Here is a 16,896-nt window from a genome sequence, read left to right as displayed (position 1 = left end):
CAATTCAATGCGAGTTTTACTGCTTTATCCTTTATTTCCTAAAACTTTTTGGTCTTTTGAAAAAGTCCTGGAATTAGTTAATCGCAAGGTTTTATTGCCACCCCTAGGTTTAGTGACGGTTGCGGCAATTTTGCCTCAAGAATGGGAATTCAAACTGGTCGATCGAAACGTTCGCCACGTCACAGAAGACGAGTGGGAGTGGGCGGATTTGGTGATTCTCTCTGCGATGATTGTCCAAAAAGAGGATTTAGTTGACCAAATTCGAGAAGCCAAGCGGCGCGGTAAAGCGGTTGCTGTAGGTGGCCCTTATCCGACTTCTGTGCCTGATGAAGCCACCAATGCCGGTGCAGATTATCTGATTTTGGATGAAGGGGAAATCACCCTGCCAATGTTTATGGAAGCCATTGCGCGAGGTGACAAGGGCGGGATTTTCCGATCTGATGGGGAAAAACCCGATGTGACGACAACCCCGGTTCCTCGTTTCGATTTGCTGGAGTTTGAGGCTTACGATACGATGTCAGTGCAGTTTTCGCGGGGCTGTCCTTTCCAGTGCGAATTTTGCGACATTATTGTTTTGTATGGTCGCAAACCCCGGACGAAAACACCGGAACAGATATTAGCAGAGTTGGAGTATCTCTACCAATTGGGGTGGCGTCGTAGCGTTTTCATGGTGGATGATAACTTCATCGGCAATAAGCGCAACGTCAAGTTATTTCTCAAAGAATTAAAAACTTGGCAAGCGGAACACCAGTATCCCTTCAGCTTTAACACTGAAGCCTCGGTTGACTTGGCGCAAGACCAAGAACTGATGGATTTAATGGTAGAGTGCAATTTTAATGCGGTGTTTCTGGGAATTGAAACGCCGGATGAAGCCAGTTTGCAGATGACGAAGAAGTTTCAGAATAACCGAACTTCGCTTGCTGATTCGGTAGAAACTATCACGCGGGCAGGGTTGCGGGTGATGGCTGGGTTTATCATTGGCTTTGATGGAGAAAAATCAGGTGCAGGCGATCGCATTGTCCGCTTTGCCGAACAAACGGCGATTCCGACTACCATTTTCGGAATGCTGCAAGCTTTGCCTCACACTGCCCTCTGGTTCCGCCTAGAAAAAGAAGGGCGATTACTGGATAGCGCATCGGGCAACCAGTTCAATGTGATGAATTTTATCCCGACCCGACCTGTAGAAGAGATTACCAGGGAATATATCAACGCCTTCTGGGACTTATACGATGCTGAAAAGTTTTTGGATCGGGCTTACCGCCATTTTCTGATGCTGGGCGCACCGAAAGTAAAGGTTCCGTTTAAAATGCCTGGTCTGATGGAGTTGAGGGCTTTAGCAATTGTGGCATGGAGACAAGGCATCAAGCGTCACACTCGCTGGAAGTTCTGGCACCACTTGTTTAGTATCATCAAACGCAATCCTGGCGTTTGGGATCATTACCTCACCGTCTGTGCCCACAACGAGCATTTTCTTGAATATCGCCAAATTGTCAAAGACCAAATTGAGGTGCAGTTAGCTGAGTATCTAGCCCAACAATCGAAACAAGAAGCTAAAGTTTCCGTTGTGAAAAAAAGTGTCGGTGCGAGTGCGTGATAGCAAGTTGATAATGGGTAAAAAGTTCTTTACCCATTACTAATCATCAATTACCAATTAAGCGTGAGGATTGACATTTCATGCGAGTTTTACTTCTATATCCGCTATTTCCTAAAAGTTTTTGGTCTTTTGAGAAAACTTTGGCTTTGCTAAATCGTAAGGCAATGTTACCGCCTTTGGGTTTAGTGACAGTTGCCGCAATTTTGCCCCAAGAGTGGGAGTTTAAGCTAGTAGATAGAAATGTTACCCAAATAACTGAAGCTGAATGGGCATGGGCAGATTTAGTAATTCTGTCGGCAATGATTGTCCAAAAAGAAGATTTGCTAGATCAAATCAAAGAAGCAAAGCAAAGGGGTAAGTTAGTCGCAGTCGGCGGCCCTTATCCCACCGCTTTACCTCAAGAAGTAGAATCGGTAGGCGCAGATTATTTGATTTTGGATGAAGGGGAAATCACCCTGCCGATGTTTGTGGAGGCAGTGCAACGTGGCGAAACTTCAGGAACTTTTCGGGCGGGAGGAGAGAAGCCGGATGTCAGTTCCACACCCGTTCCCCGCTTTGATTTACTGGATTTTGACGCTTATTCAGAAATGTCTGTGCAGTTTTCGCGGGGATGCCCATTTCAATGCGAATTCTGCGACATTATTGTCCTTTACGGACGCAAACCGCGGACAAAAACGCCATCTCAATTATTAGCAGAATTAGAACGCCTTTATGAGTTGGGTTGGCGACGTAGCATCTTTATGGTGGATGACAATTTTATCGGGAATAAGCGGAATGTCAAGTTATTCCTGAAAGAGTTGCAACCGTGGATGGTGGAACATCAGTATCCTTTCTCTTTTGCTACGGAAGCATCGGTGGATTTGGCAAAAGATCAAGAATTGATGGATATGATGGTTCAGTGTAATTTTGGGGCGGTGTTTTTAGGAATTGAAACACCGGATGAGGAGAGTTTAGCACTAACTCAGAAGTTCCAAAATACGCGAGATTCATTAAGTGATTCCGTTCAAGCGATCGCGCGATCGGGATTGCGGGTGATGGCTGGGTTTATCGTCGGCTTTGATGGAGAAAAACCCGGTGCAGGCGATCGCATTGTCAATTTTGTCGAGAAAACGGCGATTCCCACCGCTTTATTTAGTATGTTGCAAGCTTTACCCGATACAGCCCTTTGGCATCGGTTAAAGAAAGAAGGACGTCTCCGAGGCGAATCCGCCAACATCAATCAAACAACATTGATGAATTTCGTGCCCACACGCCCCCTAGAAGATATTGCCCGCGAATACATCGATGCATTTTGGACATTGTACGATCCAGAGCGTTTTTTAGACCGTACTTACCGTCACTTTCGCATCTTAGGAGAAGCGACGTATCCGAATAAGGGCAAACGTGCGAAGAAGAAAATAGATTGGGTTGTGATTCGAGCATTATTAATCATTTGTTGGCGACAAGGCGTACTTCGTAAAACTCGTTGGCAGTTCTGGCGCAACTTGTTTAGTATGTATCGACACAATCGAGGTGGAATCAGCAGTTATTTAGCAGTTTGCGCTCAAATCGAGCATTTTGTAGAGTATCGCCAGATTGTTAAAGAGCAAATTGAGGCGCAGTTGGCAGAGTTTATGGCAGAAGATGCGAAGCTCCAACAGCCACAAGAGGTGAAAACTCCAGTGAATGCGTAATGCGGACGAGACATCAGCTCCTCCAAACCCCCTTTTTAAGTCAGTATCTTCAAAAAGAGAGTTTGGAGAATAGAAGGATAGCGCCAAGAAAAGGAATCAGGATGAGCAATTCCTTTATTTAAAACTGGTATATAGCCATCCTATTTGAGTTGCGAGGTGTCAGAAGTTTAAATCCCCGGCTTCTTCGAGAAGTTGGGGATTTTGCTTTCACTAATCATTTAGAACTGGTATAAGTAGGCAAACGTTTTTGTCGTCTGCGTCTTGCCCAAAAGTTGTTGGCAAAGTTGAGTATGTTTTTGTCGCGATGCTCTCCTGAACCTGCAACAGTCCGCCTATTGGCAAGCCAGCGATCGAGGGAGTAAATATTGAAGCTACTACCAGCTAGCAAGATGAATAGCACAATCCCGTAAATAAGCATCGTTTGTGCTGCACCCCAGTTTTGTATGGATGTGACGCCCATCATCAAGATGATCATCAGGATAAATGTTGCTATTAGGGCGCTTCGCGTTGCTAATCCGAGCGTGATCAACACTCCCACAATTAATTCAACTGGGGGTACTAAGTAAGAATTGATCCTTACCAAAAATTCCGGGAAATAAGAATTTGCAAGTTGGTTGACAGTGTTTTCAGCAAAACCGGGAATATTGCCGATGCGAGTAAACCCGTGATTAAAGTAATTCACGCCGATAAGAATTCGCAGCAACAAATAGGCGAGCGCAATATCCCTAGTTTTTAGACCAATGTAGGGTCTATTTTCAGTCATTGCTATAGCTCCAACTGTGTTACGTCAACTTTAATTGATTTTAACTATAGAGATTTGAATCATTCAAGTTTGGTCGGAAATGCGGCTTTTCTTTTAGAAGCACTGGGTGGTTTTGAATAAGGACAGAATAAGCGATCGCTCAATTCATACGTATAAACCCAGCGAGTAAAGCTAACAAGTCACTACGGTATCAGCTAAGCTAAACCTAAGATGGATACTTAACTAACGATTTCTCGCCCTCCTGCTGATATCTTGATTCGGTCTTGCTGACGCTGCTGAATCTGTTCTAGACTCCCGGTAGGAATGGCGGCAATTAACTGGCGCGTGTATTCTTGCTTCGGTTCGCGGTAGAGATTTTCAGCGGAGCCAATTTCTTCGATTTTGCCTCGATTCATGACCATGATGCGATCGCTCATAAATTTCACCACGCTCAAGTCATGGGAAATAAAGATGTAAGTTAAGCCAAATTCGCTTTGGACTTCTTTCAGCAAATTCAGCACTTGCGCCTGTACGGAGACATCTAGCGCCGAGACAGATTCGTCGCAGATGATGAATTTGGGATTGAGTGCCAAAGCACGAGCAATACAAACCCGCTGGCGCTGTCCGCCAGAAAACTCGTGGGGATAGCGATTCATCCAGGCAGCATTTAAGCCTACACGCTCTAAGAGATAGGCTGCGCGATCGCGTCGTTCCTTAGAATTCTTCCCATAGTGATGAATTTGTAGCGGTTCCATCACCGCATCTCCGATTTTTAGACGCGGATCGAGAGAACTAAAAGGATTTTGGAAGACAATTTGCATCTCGCGCCGCAATTGCCGCAGCCGCCGATTACTGACTTTTGTAATATCTTCCCCTTCAAACTCGATCTGCCCGCTTGTCGGTTCGATCAAGCGCAGGATAGTACGCGCTAAGGTACTTTTGCCACAGCCAGATTCTCCCACCAATCCCAGCGTTTCACCGGGATAAACATCAAATGAGATGCCATTCACCGCCATTAAATAACGTTTGGTTTGACCAAACATTCCCTGGATTGGAAAGCCAACTTGGAGGTCGCGGACAGAGAGTAGAGCTTTTTCAGTGGTAGAGATGCGATCTATCGCTTCTAAGTTTTGAGTTGAACCCAGAATTTCTTCTGATTCCTGACTCTTGACGCCTGTTTTTTCTCGAATCTCAATTTCGCCGCTGGGTGTTTTCACCACTTCCATAAAGTCAGCGACGGTCGGCAGGTATTTCAACCGGCGGGTGAGGCTGGGGCGACAGGCTAACAAACCTTTGGTGTAAGGATGTTGGGGGTTAGAAAAAATTTGTTCGACCGAGCCGTATTCAACAATTTTGCCTTGATACATCACGGCGACAACGTCGGCAATTTCAGCAATCACCCCCAAGTCGTGACCGATAAACATCATCGACATCCCACGGGCGTCGCGTAACTCCCGCAACAGATCCAGAATCGTTGCTTGTACCGTTACATCCAAAGCGGTCGTCGGTTCGTCAGCAATCAACACCGCTGGATTGCAGGAAATTGCCATTGCAATCATCATCCGTTGCAATTGCCCGCCGGAGAGTTCGTGGGGGTAGCGATCCAGCATTGCCAATTTTTGCTGATTGATCTGCTGATTAATTTCTGCTTCGCTATCTCTTCTGGCTTCTGGTCTTTCTTCTAGATAGCGTTGCCGCATGTCTTCATCGTTAGCGAGGAGTTTGACTTCTTGGAGACGTGCGATCGCTTGCCGCCTCGCCTCGGCAGGCGTTACATTTTGATGCTGACGGATTGCTTCGACTAACTGAAACCCACAGGTAAAAACTGGGTTTAGGGAACTCATCGGTTCCTGGAAAATCATCGAAATCTGACCACCCCGATATTTCCGCAACTCCTCTGCACTCAGATCCCGCAAATTTACTACAGATCCGCCTCGTTCCTGTGAGTTTTGAAACCAAATTTCACCGCCGCTAATCCTGCCCGGAGTTGGCACCAGACCCATGACGGCGAGGGAAGTCACCGATTTACCCGATCCCGACTCTCCCACAATGCCCAAAGTCTGCCCGCGACTCAGTTTGAAGGAAATACCATCAACTGCCAGAATTTGCTTTTCATCAGTTAAAAATTGAACTTGCAGGTTGCGGATGTCTAAAACGGTGTCACTCATGGCAGTCAAGGCGAGAAATTTAACTGGACTTTAACAATCTATGCAATCGCGAGAGAATCAATCCGGTTATTGATAGCGACAGCAGCCGATTACTGTAACAGACGCGAACCCGATGGACATTGAACTGCTGATGAGCCACTTTGAGGCGGTTTCGGCATCGCCGGAGGTGAGGTTGAGGGGCGCTGGGTTTCGCAAACCGCTACGAGGGTGGTGGCTTCACCGTTCCTTTTGCTGGCAAATACTGCACCCGTGTAGCTATGAATTTCAGCATTCTTGGCTTGGGCGGCGATCATCACGCTTTGGGCGTCCTTTCCTGGTGATACCAGACGATAGTTGTAATAGATGCTGGCTGGTTCGCCTCCTAGACCTAAATCTTCAGTGTTTGTGGCAAATTTGCCTTTTTGCTGATAATAAGCCTGTTGCGCTTTGTTTACCATCGCGATGTACAATTTGGCTTCCGTTTGCGGTTTTGGGAGCTGCGAATCTTCGGACACCTGACTCTGTGCATTTTCCAGCTCAATTACTTTGGCGTCTTTAGGTAATGTCGCGCTATCGGAAATTTTTTCAAATATCGTTGCCTTAGGGGTAAAAGCATTGGGTCTGGGTTGTCCAGCTTGCCGTCCCTCTAATTCCAAGCGTAGTTTACCGCGATCGATAAACTCAAAAATGCTCAGGATGCTCTCTTTTTGGCTAAAAACCAGGTCAAGTTGTCCCGGTTTAGGCTGGGAATTGACCTTGTACTTAATTCCAACGGCAACCGGAGGGCCATCGGACGTGGGAAATACAATGAATAATTTTCCCTCTGGGGCAAATATAAATGTGACTAGCTCCCCAGATTCGGGGTCTTTGGCTTGCCATTGCCCTACAAATTGCTGGGAAGCGGTGGTTGTTGCAGGTGCAGGTTTGGCTGGAGCCGCAGCGGGTGCGGGTTTGGCTGGGGTATTTGCCGATGTCCCTAAGATACCTGTCACCAGGATGCCGTTGATTGCAATTAATAAGCTAGATGTAATCAACTTGCTGTTAACAGGGAGGTTCGCCAGTTTGAAAAGGTTGATGAGCCGGTAATTCATTATTTTTGGGTATTTGCTTGATATTTTTTTCCAAATTTTGATGATTCTTCCGTGAAATGTGAAAGATTAAATTAGTAAGACCTGAAATTGCAAATTATAGTTTCCCTCAAGTTATAACATAACCAAGCTATAGCAATATTATTTGAGTTGTGAGATGGCAGTTTCTCAGATTCCTGGCTTCTTAGAGAAGCTGGGTATCTCACCCTTACCAATCATTTAGGGTTACTATATATCCATTTCTAGGCTTCGATATTACCGAAAAAAATAGCGATTACGTTCTTTTGGTGCAGTATTGATGGGGAATCTAGTACAGGGGCTTTAAAAGACAAAAGTATGGTTAAGTTATTAATTAACCATACTTTTGTAACCGGGCAACCTTATGTACTAATCATTTTTACATTAGTTGCCAAATTTTGGAGTATTCAATCCTTTCAACCGGAGAACCTAGATATCTAGATCGTTGAGGTTGAGGCGAGGGCCATAGGTTTCGATAAATTCGCGGCGGGGTGCAACGCGATCGCCCATTAAGACGGTAAAGATACGATCGGCTTCAGCCGCGTCTTCAATTTCCACCCGTTTCAGGGTGCGGGTTTCCGGGTTCATGGTAGTATCCCACAACTGTTGCGGCATCATTTCACCCAAGCCTTTGAATCGTTGGATGGTGTAGTTCGCATTGGCAGGAAACTCATGCTGAATCAGGTTTGCCATTTCGCGATCGCTATAGCAATAGTAATGATTGCGTCCGCGTTCTACCTTATAGAGTGGAGGACAAGCGATATAGATGTAACCCTGCTCAATCAACGCCCGTTGATATCGATAGAAGAACGTCAACAACAGCGTCCGGATGTGTGCGCCGTCTACGTCGGCGTCAGTCATAATCACGATGCAGTGATAGCGCAGCTGAGAAGCATCGAACTCCTCACCCTTGACACCCAATCCCAGTGCTGTGATTAGCGCCTGGATTTCGGTGTTTTTGTAGATTTTGGCATCGTCGGTTTTCTCAATGTTGAGAATTTTACCGCGCAATGGGAGGATGGCTTGGTTGCGTCTGTCGCGCCCTTGCTTGGCACTTCCTCCGGCTGAGTCGCCTTCCACGATATAAATCTCAGACTCCGAGGGATCTCGCGTACTGCAATCAGCTAATTTACCCGGTAAAGGGGAAGATTCCAAAACCGATTTGCGGCGCACTAATTCCCGTGCGTGACGCGCTGCTTCTGCGGCTTTGAAAGCTTGAATCGCTTTTTCCAGAATCGCATCGCCAACGTTTGGGCGAAACTCTAAATATTCAGTCAAAACTTCACCGACTAGGGAATCGACGATTCCTCGAACTTCGGTGTTACCGAGTTTTGTTTTCGTTTGTCCTTCAAATTCCGGATCGGGAACTTTGACAGAGATAACGCCCGTTAACCCTTCGCGGACATTCTCTCCACCGAGGTTCGGTTCATTTTCTTTGATTTTATTGCGCTTGCGAGCGATCGCATTCAGCGTCCGCGTCAACACCGCCTTCAACCCTTCCAGGTGAGTACCGCCGTCAACTGTGCGAATATTATTTGCAAACCCCAACAGCGTGTCTGTATAAGCATCGACGCACCACTGCAACGCCACCTCTACCTGCACGTTGTTGCGTTCGCCAGATACATAGATAATTTCTTCGTGGAGAGCCTGCTTATCGCTATTCATATAGGCGATATACTCTTTAATACCTCCCTCATAACAGTAGGTTTCTACTCTTGGCTCTCCACCCTTAACTAATTCCAGGCGGCTGTCAGTAAAGGTGATTTTGACACCCGCATTTAAGTAAGCAAGTTCCCGTAGACGGCTTGCCAAGGTGGTGTAATCAAACTCAATGCCAGTAGTCACAAAAATCTGCAAATCTGGCTTGAAACTAATCGAGGTGCCTGTTCTGGCTTCTTGAATTGGCGTTGCCTTCAGTTGAGTGACGGGAATACCCCGCTCAAAGCGCATCTTATGCTCCTGATTCTCGCGCCAAACAGTTACCTCCACCCACTCAGACAAGGCATTTACTACGGAGATCCCAACCCCGTGCAAACCACCAGAAACCTTGTAACCGCCGCCGCCAAACTTTCCTCCGGCGTGCAGCACCGTCATTACCGTTTCCAAAGCTGATTTGTTTGTAGTGGGATGAATACCTGTGGGAATTCCCCGCCCATCGTCTGTCACCGTCACCGAACCATCGGCGTTTATATCTATCTCCACATGGGTACAATAGCCAGCCAGAGCCTCATCAATAGAGTTGTCCACTACCTCGTAAACTAGATGGTGGAGTCCCCTAGGGCCAGTCGAACCGATGTACATCCCCGGTCTTTTCCGGACTGGTTCAAGACCTTCTAGAACTTGAATCTGATCGGCACTGTAACTGCTCGTCATGAATAAAAATTCTCCAGTAATGGCTTGGAAGCCCGCCGGGACTTCAGAAATGCAAAAACACTCCAAAATTGTAGCACAAAAGGTTCGGGGGCGACCCTAGGGCAATTTCAAGAGATATTTGTTTAGGGGATCTACCCAGTGAAAGGTAACAAAGCAGGAAAGCACAGTGGCACAAGAGAACGGGAGCGAGGAGAAGGAGACACAGGGAACGGCGGAAAATCATCTCTTCACTTCAGCCCTCAGCCCTCAGCCCTCAGCCCTCAACCCTCATCCTTCAGCGCTGATTGTCATCTGTGGTGCTACGGCGACAGGAAAATCAGGACTGGCATTAGCATTGGCGCAGCGGCTGGGTTCTGTAATTCTTAGCGCTGATTCGCGTCAAGTGTACCGCGAATTTGATATTGGCACCGCTAAGCCAACAGATGCTGAGCGCAAGCTGGTACCGCACTACTTAATTGATATCTGCGATCCCACGGAAACTTTGACGGTGGCAGATTACCAACAGCAGACACAAGCTTTAATTGCTGCTTTGGGCAAGGAAACTCCGCCTCTTTTGGTGGGAGGGACAGGTTTATACATCCGTTCTATTGTGCAGGGGTTAAAGATTCCGAGAGTAGCGCCCCAAGAAGAATTGCGATCGCAACTGCAATCTCTCGGTCAAACCCAACTTTACGCCTTTCTGCAACAAGTCGATCCCGTTGCCACTCAGAAAATTCATCCCAATGACCCTGTGCGGACATTGCGAGCTTTAGAAGTATTTTATGTGACAGGTCGCCCTATTTCAGAGCAGCAAGGAGAGAATCCACCGGATTACCCCATTCTCCAAATTGGCTTAGATTGTCCTGACTCTAGCCACCTGACTCAGCGCATTGAACAGCGAACCGAACAGATGTTAGTAGCAGGGTGGGAAGCGGAGGTAAAAACCCTCTGTGAGAAATACGGTCGCGATCTGCCGCTGCTCGATACGCTAGGTTATAGGGAAATGAAGCAATATTTAGCCGGAGAAATTTCTCTATCGGACGCCAAAGAGTTAACCGTTTTGCACACTCGTCAATTTGCCAAACGACAACGCACCTGGTTTCGTGCTTATCCTCAGATTGAGTGGTTTAAGGCAAATCAACCCGATTTATTGGAGTGTGTGTGGCAACGGGTGCTGGAATTCATCGCCGCGAATTGCCAGGATGCACCCCCTCAAGCTAGATGTTAACTTCCCGTTCAATTTTGTAATCTTGTAATTAATTTGGCTTCGTTCATTGTCGAGTTGTATCGACTTGATTTTCCTTTGCTTTCCTTTACAAGAAGTTGAAGGATTAGTGTATAGGACATCACAAACAAAGTGACATCATAAACTTTTTGCTTATGTTAAGCCGCCATCAATCTTTAGATAGATTTCATAGAATTTAAATAGGAATAGGAAAACCATTTAATACACCATGAAAGTAGCAAAACCACCTTTCTTACTTCCCACGGACACAAATAACCCTTAGCAGGCGCGATCGCACTTCCGGCACTGCGGTAAAAGGCTGGAGACTTTTTATCTGAGAGGAAATGTGTAGAATTTAGCGATTTTATGTAGATTTTCCTGGAAGTGTTAGTCCATTGGAGCGCCAGGGAACAATCTAGCTAGGGTTATCGGACGGAAAAGTTGATCGCTGGACTTTCTCCTGCTTCTTCAGCATTGAGACATTTAGCGCGACAAGGCAGAACAAGCATTTTCAGATGACAGCTACCGAGATCCGGTCTAAGTAGGAATAAGTACTGATGAAAACTTTAGTATCTAATAAGGAAGCGGCAAGGCTGGAAGCTCTGCGCCGGTATCGGATTCTTGATACAGAACCCGAAGAGGCATTCGACGATCTTGCCTATTTAGCAGCGCACGTCTGTGGAACCCCGATTGCGTTGATAAATTTTTTGGATAAAAATCGTCAGTGGTTCAAGTCAAAGGTGGGTTTAGAGGTATCAGAATTCCCCCTTGATATCGGGTTCTGTCCCCTACTTGACCAACCCGACATTTTAATGATTCCTGATACATTAGCTGATAAAAAGTTCGCCTCTAATCCAGTTGTAATTGCTTGCCCTAGTGTTCGCTTTTATGCTGGCGCACCGCTGATGACGCCTGAGGGACAGATAATCGGAACGATTTGTGTGGCGGATTATGTACCGCGAAACCTCAGCTCAGAACAGTTAGAGGCACTTAAAGCGATAAGCCGCCAGGTGATTAGCCAATTAGAGCTACGGCGTAATTTAGCTGAAAAAGAACGCAGCATCGCTGAACGCAAACGAACCGAGGAGGCGCTCCAGCGAGCGGCTACTGAAAACCTGCAACTAGCACAGGCGATTACTTCCGCTTTTGAGGGAGTGATTATTACCGATCCGAACCAGCCAGACAACCCGATCGTTTACGCGAACCCAGCTTTCTCACGGATCTCTGGGTATGAGCCAAAGGAAATTATGGGTCGCAACTGCCGTTTTCTGAAAGGTTCCGGCACAGATCCGCAAGCGATCGCTCAAATTCGCCAAGCAATTTCCGAACAGAAAGAGATTCAAACAACGCTACTGAACTATCGAAAAAATGGTCAGCCATTCTGGAATGAATTAAGAATTTCGCCAGTATTTTCAGACGAGGGGAACTTACTTTACTTCGTAGGCTTGCAAACGGACATCACCGCTCGCAAACGAGCCGAGGAAGAACGCGATCGCTTGTTCACCCTCTCGTTGGATATGCTGTGTATTGTTAGTTTCGATGGCTATTTTAAGCGCGTGAACCCCGCGTTTGAGAAGACTCTAGGGTTTTCCCAAGAAGAATTTTGTTCTACACCATTGTTTAACTTTGTTCATCCTGAAGACCAAGAAAAAACCCGTAACGAATTCGAGAAACTTGCCACGGGCGAACCGACGATCGACTTTGAGACCCGCTACATCTGTCAGGATGGTTCGTACAAATGGCTATCCTGGACAGCCTCTCCGGTCGTTGAAGAAGCATTAATGTATGCGATCGCTCGCGACATTACCGAGCGCAAAGCTCATGAGGAGGCGTTGCGCCAAAGCGAAGAGCGGTTTCGCAATTTAGTCGAAACGACTAGTGATTGGGTTTGGGAGGTGGATGAAAACGTTGTTTACACGTATGTCAGTCCGAAGGTTCGCGATATTTTGGGTTATGAACCAGAAGAAGCGTTAGGCAAAACTCCCTTCGATCTTATGCCTCCAGAAGAAGCTTTTCGAGTTGCGAATATCTTTGGGCAAATGGCTGCCCTGGCACAACCCATTACCTGTCTTGAAAATACGACTTTTCACAAAGACGGTCATCTAGTTGTCCTAGAAACCAGTGCAGTTCCAATTTGGAATTGTGATGGAAAATTCCAAGGTTATCGCGGCATGGATCGAGACATCACCGAGCGCAAAGAAGCAGAACAAAAAATCCGCAGACAAGCTGCCTTGCTAGATGTAACAACAGATGCAATTCTCGTGCGAAATCAGGAAGACAAAATCGTACTTTGGAGTAAAGGAGCTGAGTTACTGTACGGCTGGAAGGCAGAGGAAGTTCTGGGGAAAAGTGTCTTAGAGATTTTGTACACCGACCCTTCGCCTCAACTCCTTGAAGCTCGCAAGACTGTTAACAACAAAGGTGAGTGGCAAGGTGAATTGTATAAAGTCACCAAAGAAGGTAAACAAATTATTGTCGCCAGTCGTTGGAGTTTAGTGCGCGATGACGAAGAAAACCCCAAATCAATCCTCTCTGTAGACACCGATATTACAGAGAAAAAACAACTTGAAGCACAGTTCCGCCGCGCCCAACGAATGGAGAGTATCGGTACGCTTGCTGGTGGTATTGCCCACGATCTAAACAATGTATTGACGCCAATTCTTGCCGCCATTCAAATCTTGCAAATGGTAATTCCCGATCCGCGCAGTCAGCGGCTTTTGGATCTACTAGAAACAAATACTAAACGGGGTGCCGAGCTAATTAAGCAAGTCTTGTCATTTGCGCGAGGAGTTGAAGGTGAGCGAATGTCACTTCAAGTAGGGCACTTAATTGCGGAAATTCAAAAAATTGCCAAAGAAACCTTTCCTAAATCAATCGAAATCTATACAGATGTACGAATGATGGAACTTTGGCCTGTCTCTGGAGATGCCACTCAAGTACATCAGGTGTTGATGAATCTCTGCGTGAATGCCCGTGATGCCATGCCAGATGGTGGAGTCTTGAGTATCGCCGCCGAAAATCTTCTCATCGATGAAAACTATGCTCGAATGAATATTGATGCCAAAACCGGACCTTATATTGTTATCACTATTTCGGATACGGGTAGTGGGATTCCGCCAGAGAGTTTAGAAAGAATCTTTGAACCATTTTTCACGACAAAAGAACTTGGCAAAGGCACAGGTCTGGGTCTTTCCACTGTTTTGGCGATTATTAAAGGTCATGGCGGTTTTATCAATGTCTATAGCGAAGTAGGAAGAGGAACTCAATTTAAAGTTTATTTTCCAGCAACTAATACAACTACAACAGATCCAGAAGCTACGGAGCGTTATGAACTGCCCAGAGGTCACGGAGAATGGATTCTTGTGGTTGATGATGAACCAGCCATTCGAGAGGTGACTAAAACATCCCTAGAAGCCTACGACTATCGGGTACTCACTGCAAACGATGGGATTGAAGCGATCGCGCTCTATGCCCAGCATCGCGCGGAAATCAATGTCGTATTAATTGATATGATGATGCCTACAATGGATGGCCCAACCACCATTCGCGCTCTGCAAAAAATGAATCCCCAGGTCAAAGTTGTTGCTGTGAGCGGCTTGGTGTCCAACAATAAGCTCCCAGCGATCGCAGGTGGCGTAGTCAAAAGATTTTTGTCGAAGCCCTACACCGCAGAAGATTTGTTGAAATCTATTCACGAGCTTCTAAGTTAGCGGTCAAGCATTCCAGCATCTAATGGGCGAGGATTTGTCTTTTCGCATTTTCCTACTTCTGTGATGTAATTTTTGTAACAATAGTCCTCAAAGCGGTTAATTTGAGAAGCACCGATGATTATTCAAGACAAAAAACAACGCAACTGGCAATCCATTATCAAGCAATTTGAGGCAGCTATCGGGAAAAACGGCGTCGTGCAGCGTCGTGAGGAATTAATAACCTACGAGTGCGATGGTTTAACTAGCTACCGACAAAAACCTGCTCTTGTCGTGCTGCCGCGCACCACCGAAGAAGTCGCAGCGGCAGTGAAGATATGCGACCAAAATCAAATTCCCTGGGTTGCACGCGGTGCTGGCACTGGACTTTCTGGTGGAGCCTTGCCTATAGAAGATTGCGTGCTAATTGTTACTGCATTGATGCGAAAAATCCTAAGCATTGATTTAGAAAATCAGCGGGTTGTGGTGCAGCCTGGAGTGATTAATAATTGGGTGACACAAGCCGTTAGCGGTGCCGGATTTTACTATGCGCCTGACCCTTCCAGCCAGATTGTCTGCTCAATTGGCGGTAACGTTGCAGAAAATTCTGGAGGCGTCCATTGTCTCAAATATGGCGTCACCACCAACCACGTTTTAGGTTTAAAACTGGTTCTCCCCGATGGCTCTATTGTAGACGTGGGAGGACAAATTCCCGAAATGCCTGGTTACGATTTAACGGGTTTATTTGTTGGTTCTGAAGGCACGCTAGGTATCGCTACAGAAATCACTTTGAGAATTCTTAAAACCCCGGAATCTATTTGCGTTCTTTTAGCAGATTTTACTAGTGTTGAAGATGCTGGAGCCGCTGTATCAGATATTATCAGCGCTGGGATAATTCCAGGCGGTATGGAAATTATGGATAATATCAGCATCAACGCTGTTGAAGATGTTGTAGCCACAGGTTGTTATCCCAGAGATGCTGCTGCTATCTTGTTAGTCGAAATAGACGGCTTAGAAGTGGAAGTGGCGGCAAATAAACAGCATATTGCGGAAATTTGCACTACAAATGGAGCGCGTAGCATTACCACGGCAAACGAGCCAGAAACCCGTCTAAAGCTGTGGAAAGGACGGAAAGCAGCCTTCGCAGCAGCAGGCAAGCTCAGTCCTGATTATTATGTCCAAGATGGGGTGATTCCCCGGACTCAAATGCGATTTGTGTTGCAAGAAATTGAAGCATTGAGCCAAAAGTATGGCTATCGTATTGCTAACGTTTTCCATGCTGGAGATGGCAATCTTCACCCCCTCATTCTTTATGATAATTCGATTCCTGGGGCGTTGGAACAGGTGGAAGAATTAGGTGGGGAAATTCTTAAAATTTGCGTAGAAGTAGGCGGAAGCCTTTCTGGAGAACACGGGATTGGTGCAGACAAAAAATGCTATATGCCGCAAATGTTTACCGAAACCGATTTAGAAACGATGCAATGGGTGCGCCAAGTCTTTAATCCCAAAGGTTTAGCTAATCCAGGCAAAATATTTCCCACTCCCCGTACCTGTGGCGAAGCTGCACACGCTCAGTCTCAAAAGCAGTTTGAGTCAGTTGATGTATTTTAATTCATTAACCTAGAGCAAATGATTCGCTAAGGAATTTGGGGAAGTATGCGATCGCGCTACAATCTAGAGCCAGAAAGATGGTTTGCATTGCAATCTAGATGGGAGTCTTTACTACAACCGTTTCAGGTTGAGCAAGAGATTGGTCAGAAGGTATTGCTTGACTTATTCAAGGCTTACTCTAGTGATGGTAGATACTATCATACTCTGGAGCATATAGAACAAGTTTTAGCAACGCTTAACAATTTGCGATCGCTATCCCAAAACTACGCAGCAATTGAATTTGCAACTTGGTTCCACGATGCAGTTTATAACCCAAAAGCTAACGACAATGAGGAAAAAAGTGCAGAATATGCAGCGATGATTTTGAAAGGGTTAGAGATTCCCTCATCAACTATAGAGGCTGTATATTCCTTAATCATCAAAACCAAATACCATCAACATATAGAGGAGATTGATAGCAAAATTTTTCTAGATGCAGACCTTGCTATATTAGGAGCATCAGCTACTAAATACAAAATATATGCTCAATTAATTAGAAAAGAATATGTATGGCTCTCGCCTGCAAAATACCGAACCGGCCGAAAACAAGTATTACAGAGCTTTTTAAACCGAGAACGAATATATTTTACTGAAAAAATGTTTCTTGCTTTAGAACAACAAGCCAGACAAAATATTCAAGAAGAAATGGAATTGTTATGAAAAACGGATTAAGCGATCGCTCTATCCGGTGAAGTTCTTCTAGAGTCAAGGATGCTTGTGC

General features: G+C 45.9%; 10 protein-coding genes. 6 read left to right on the top strand and 4 right to left on the bottom strand.

Annotated elements, in window-relative coordinates:
• Window positions 1-7: 7 nt before the first annotated feature.
• The gene (locus H6H02_RS04405) at window positions 8-1,594 is read left to right on the top strand and encodes a B12-binding domain-containing radical SAM protein (RefSeq protein WP_190815043.1); all 1,587 of its coding nucleotides are present in this window, start codon (window positions 8-10) and stop codon (window positions 1,592-1,594) included.
• An 80-nt stretch (window positions 1,595-1,674) separates the two neighbouring features.
• On the top strand, window positions 1,675-3,267 hold the full coding sequence (locus tag H6H02_RS04400) for a B12-binding domain-containing radical SAM protein (RefSeq protein ID WP_190815041.1): 1,593 nt from the start codon (window positions 1,675-1,677) through the stop codon (window positions 3,265-3,267).
• 214 nt (window positions 3,268-3,481) lie between these two features.
• Here the strand turns inward: H6H02_RS04400 and H6H02_RS04395 are convergent, their stop codons facing one another.
• From H6H02_RS04395 to gyrB, 4 genes are all read right to left on the bottom strand, one after another.
• Window positions 3,482-4,030, bottom strand: a complete 549-nt coding sequence (locus H6H02_RS04395; protein ID WP_190815040.1) for a DoxX family protein — start codon at window positions 4,028-4,030, stop codon at window positions 3,482-3,484.
• Window positions 4,031-4,248: 218 nt separating this feature from the next.
• A complete protein-coding gene (locus tag H6H02_RS04390; RefSeq protein WP_190815038.1) occupies window positions 4,249-6,177 on the bottom strand; it encodes an ABC transporter ATP-binding protein in 1,929 nt (642 codons plus the stop codon).
• Window positions 6,178-6,266: 89 nt separating this feature from the next.
• The gene (locus H6H02_RS04385) at window positions 6,267-7,247 is read right to left on the bottom strand and encodes a type IV pilin-like G/H family protein (RefSeq protein WP_190815035.1); all 981 of its coding nucleotides are present in this window, start codon (window positions 7,245-7,247) and stop codon (window positions 6,267-6,269) included.
• Window positions 7,248-7,691: 444 nt separating this feature from the next.
• Entirely contained in the window at window positions 7,692-9,635 is a 1,944-nt protein-coding gene (gene gyrB / locus H6H02_RS04380; protein WP_190815033.1) for a DNA topoisomerase (ATP-hydrolyzing) subunit B, read from the bottom strand.
• Window positions 9,636-9,915: 280 nt separating this feature from the next.
• On the opposite strand from gyrB, the gene miaA reads away from it, so the two are divergent.
• The 4 genes from miaA to H6H02_RS04360 all read left to right on the top strand — a co-directional run bounded on the left by miaA (window position 9,916) and on the right by H6H02_RS04360 (window position 16,835).
• Window positions 9,916-10,842 (top strand): tRNA (adenosine(37)-N6)-dimethylallyltransferase MiaA, encoded by a 927-nt coding sequence (miaA, locus tag H6H02_RS04375; RefSeq protein WP_190815440.1) that lies wholly within the window; start codon window positions 9,916-9,918, stop codon window positions 10,840-10,842.
• Window positions 10,843-11,396: 554 nt separating this feature from the next.
• Window positions 11,397-14,549, top strand: coding sequence for a PAS domain S-box protein (locus tag H6H02_RS04370; protein ID WP_190815031.1), 3,153 nt, complete (start codon window positions 11,397-11,399; stop codon window positions 14,547-14,549).
• Between the two features lie 114 nt (window positions 14,550-14,663).
• Window positions 14,664-16,136: a glycolate oxidase subunit GlcD gene (gene glcD, locus H6H02_RS04365; protein WP_190815029.1), complete on the top strand. Its 1,473-nt coding sequence runs from the start codon at window positions 14,664-14,666 to the stop codon at window positions 16,134-16,136.
• Between the two features lie 45 nt (window positions 16,137-16,181).
• Complete coding sequence (locus tag H6H02_RS04360; protein WP_190815027.1) at window positions 16,182-16,835, top strand: hypothetical protein; 654 nt, start codon at window positions 16,182-16,184, stop codon at window positions 16,833-16,835.
• Window positions 16,836-16,896 lie beyond the last annotated feature (61 nt).

This window comes from Coleofasciculus sp. FACHB-1120 (genome assembly GCF_014698845.1).
Classification (GTDB): domain Bacteria; phylum Cyanobacteriota; class Cyanobacteriia; order Cyanobacteriales; family FACHB-T130; genus FACHB-T130.
This window is presented reverse-complemented; position numbering and strand designations above follow the sequence as displayed.

Coding starts and splice junctions, on each gene's coding strand:
- glcD (WP_190815029.1), top strand. CDS start 14,664: ATGATTATTCAAGACAAAAAACAACGCAACTGGCAATCCATTATCAAG.
- H6H02_RS04405 (WP_190815043.1), top strand. CDS start 8: ATGCGAGTTTTACTGCTTTATCCTTTATTTCCTAAAACTTTTTGGTCT.
- H6H02_RS04390 (WP_190815038.1), bottom strand. CDS start 6,177: ATGAGTGACACCGTTTTAGACATCCGCAACCTGCAAGTTCAATTTTTA.
- H6H02_RS04395 (WP_190815040.1), bottom strand. CDS start 4,030: ATGACTGAAAATAGACCCTACATTGGTCTAAAAACTAGGGATATTGCG.
- H6H02_RS04370 (WP_190815031.1), top strand. CDS start 11,397: ATGAAAACTTTAGTATCTAATAAGGAAGCGGCAAGGCTGGAAGCTCTG.
- H6H02_RS04400 (WP_190815041.1), top strand. CDS start 1,675: ATGCGAGTTTTACTTCTATATCCGCTATTTCCTAAAAGTTTTTGGTCT.
- H6H02_RS04360 (WP_190815027.1), top strand. CDS start 16,182: ATGCGATCGCGCTACAATCTAGAGCCAGAAAGATGGTTTGCATTGCAA.
- gyrB (WP_190815033.1), bottom strand. CDS start 9,635: ATGACGAGCAGTTACAGTGCCGATCAGATTCAAGTTCTAGAAGGTCTT.
- H6H02_RS04385 (WP_190815035.1), bottom strand. CDS start 7,247: ATGAATTACCGGCTCATCAACCTTTTCAAACTGGCGAACCTCCCTGTT.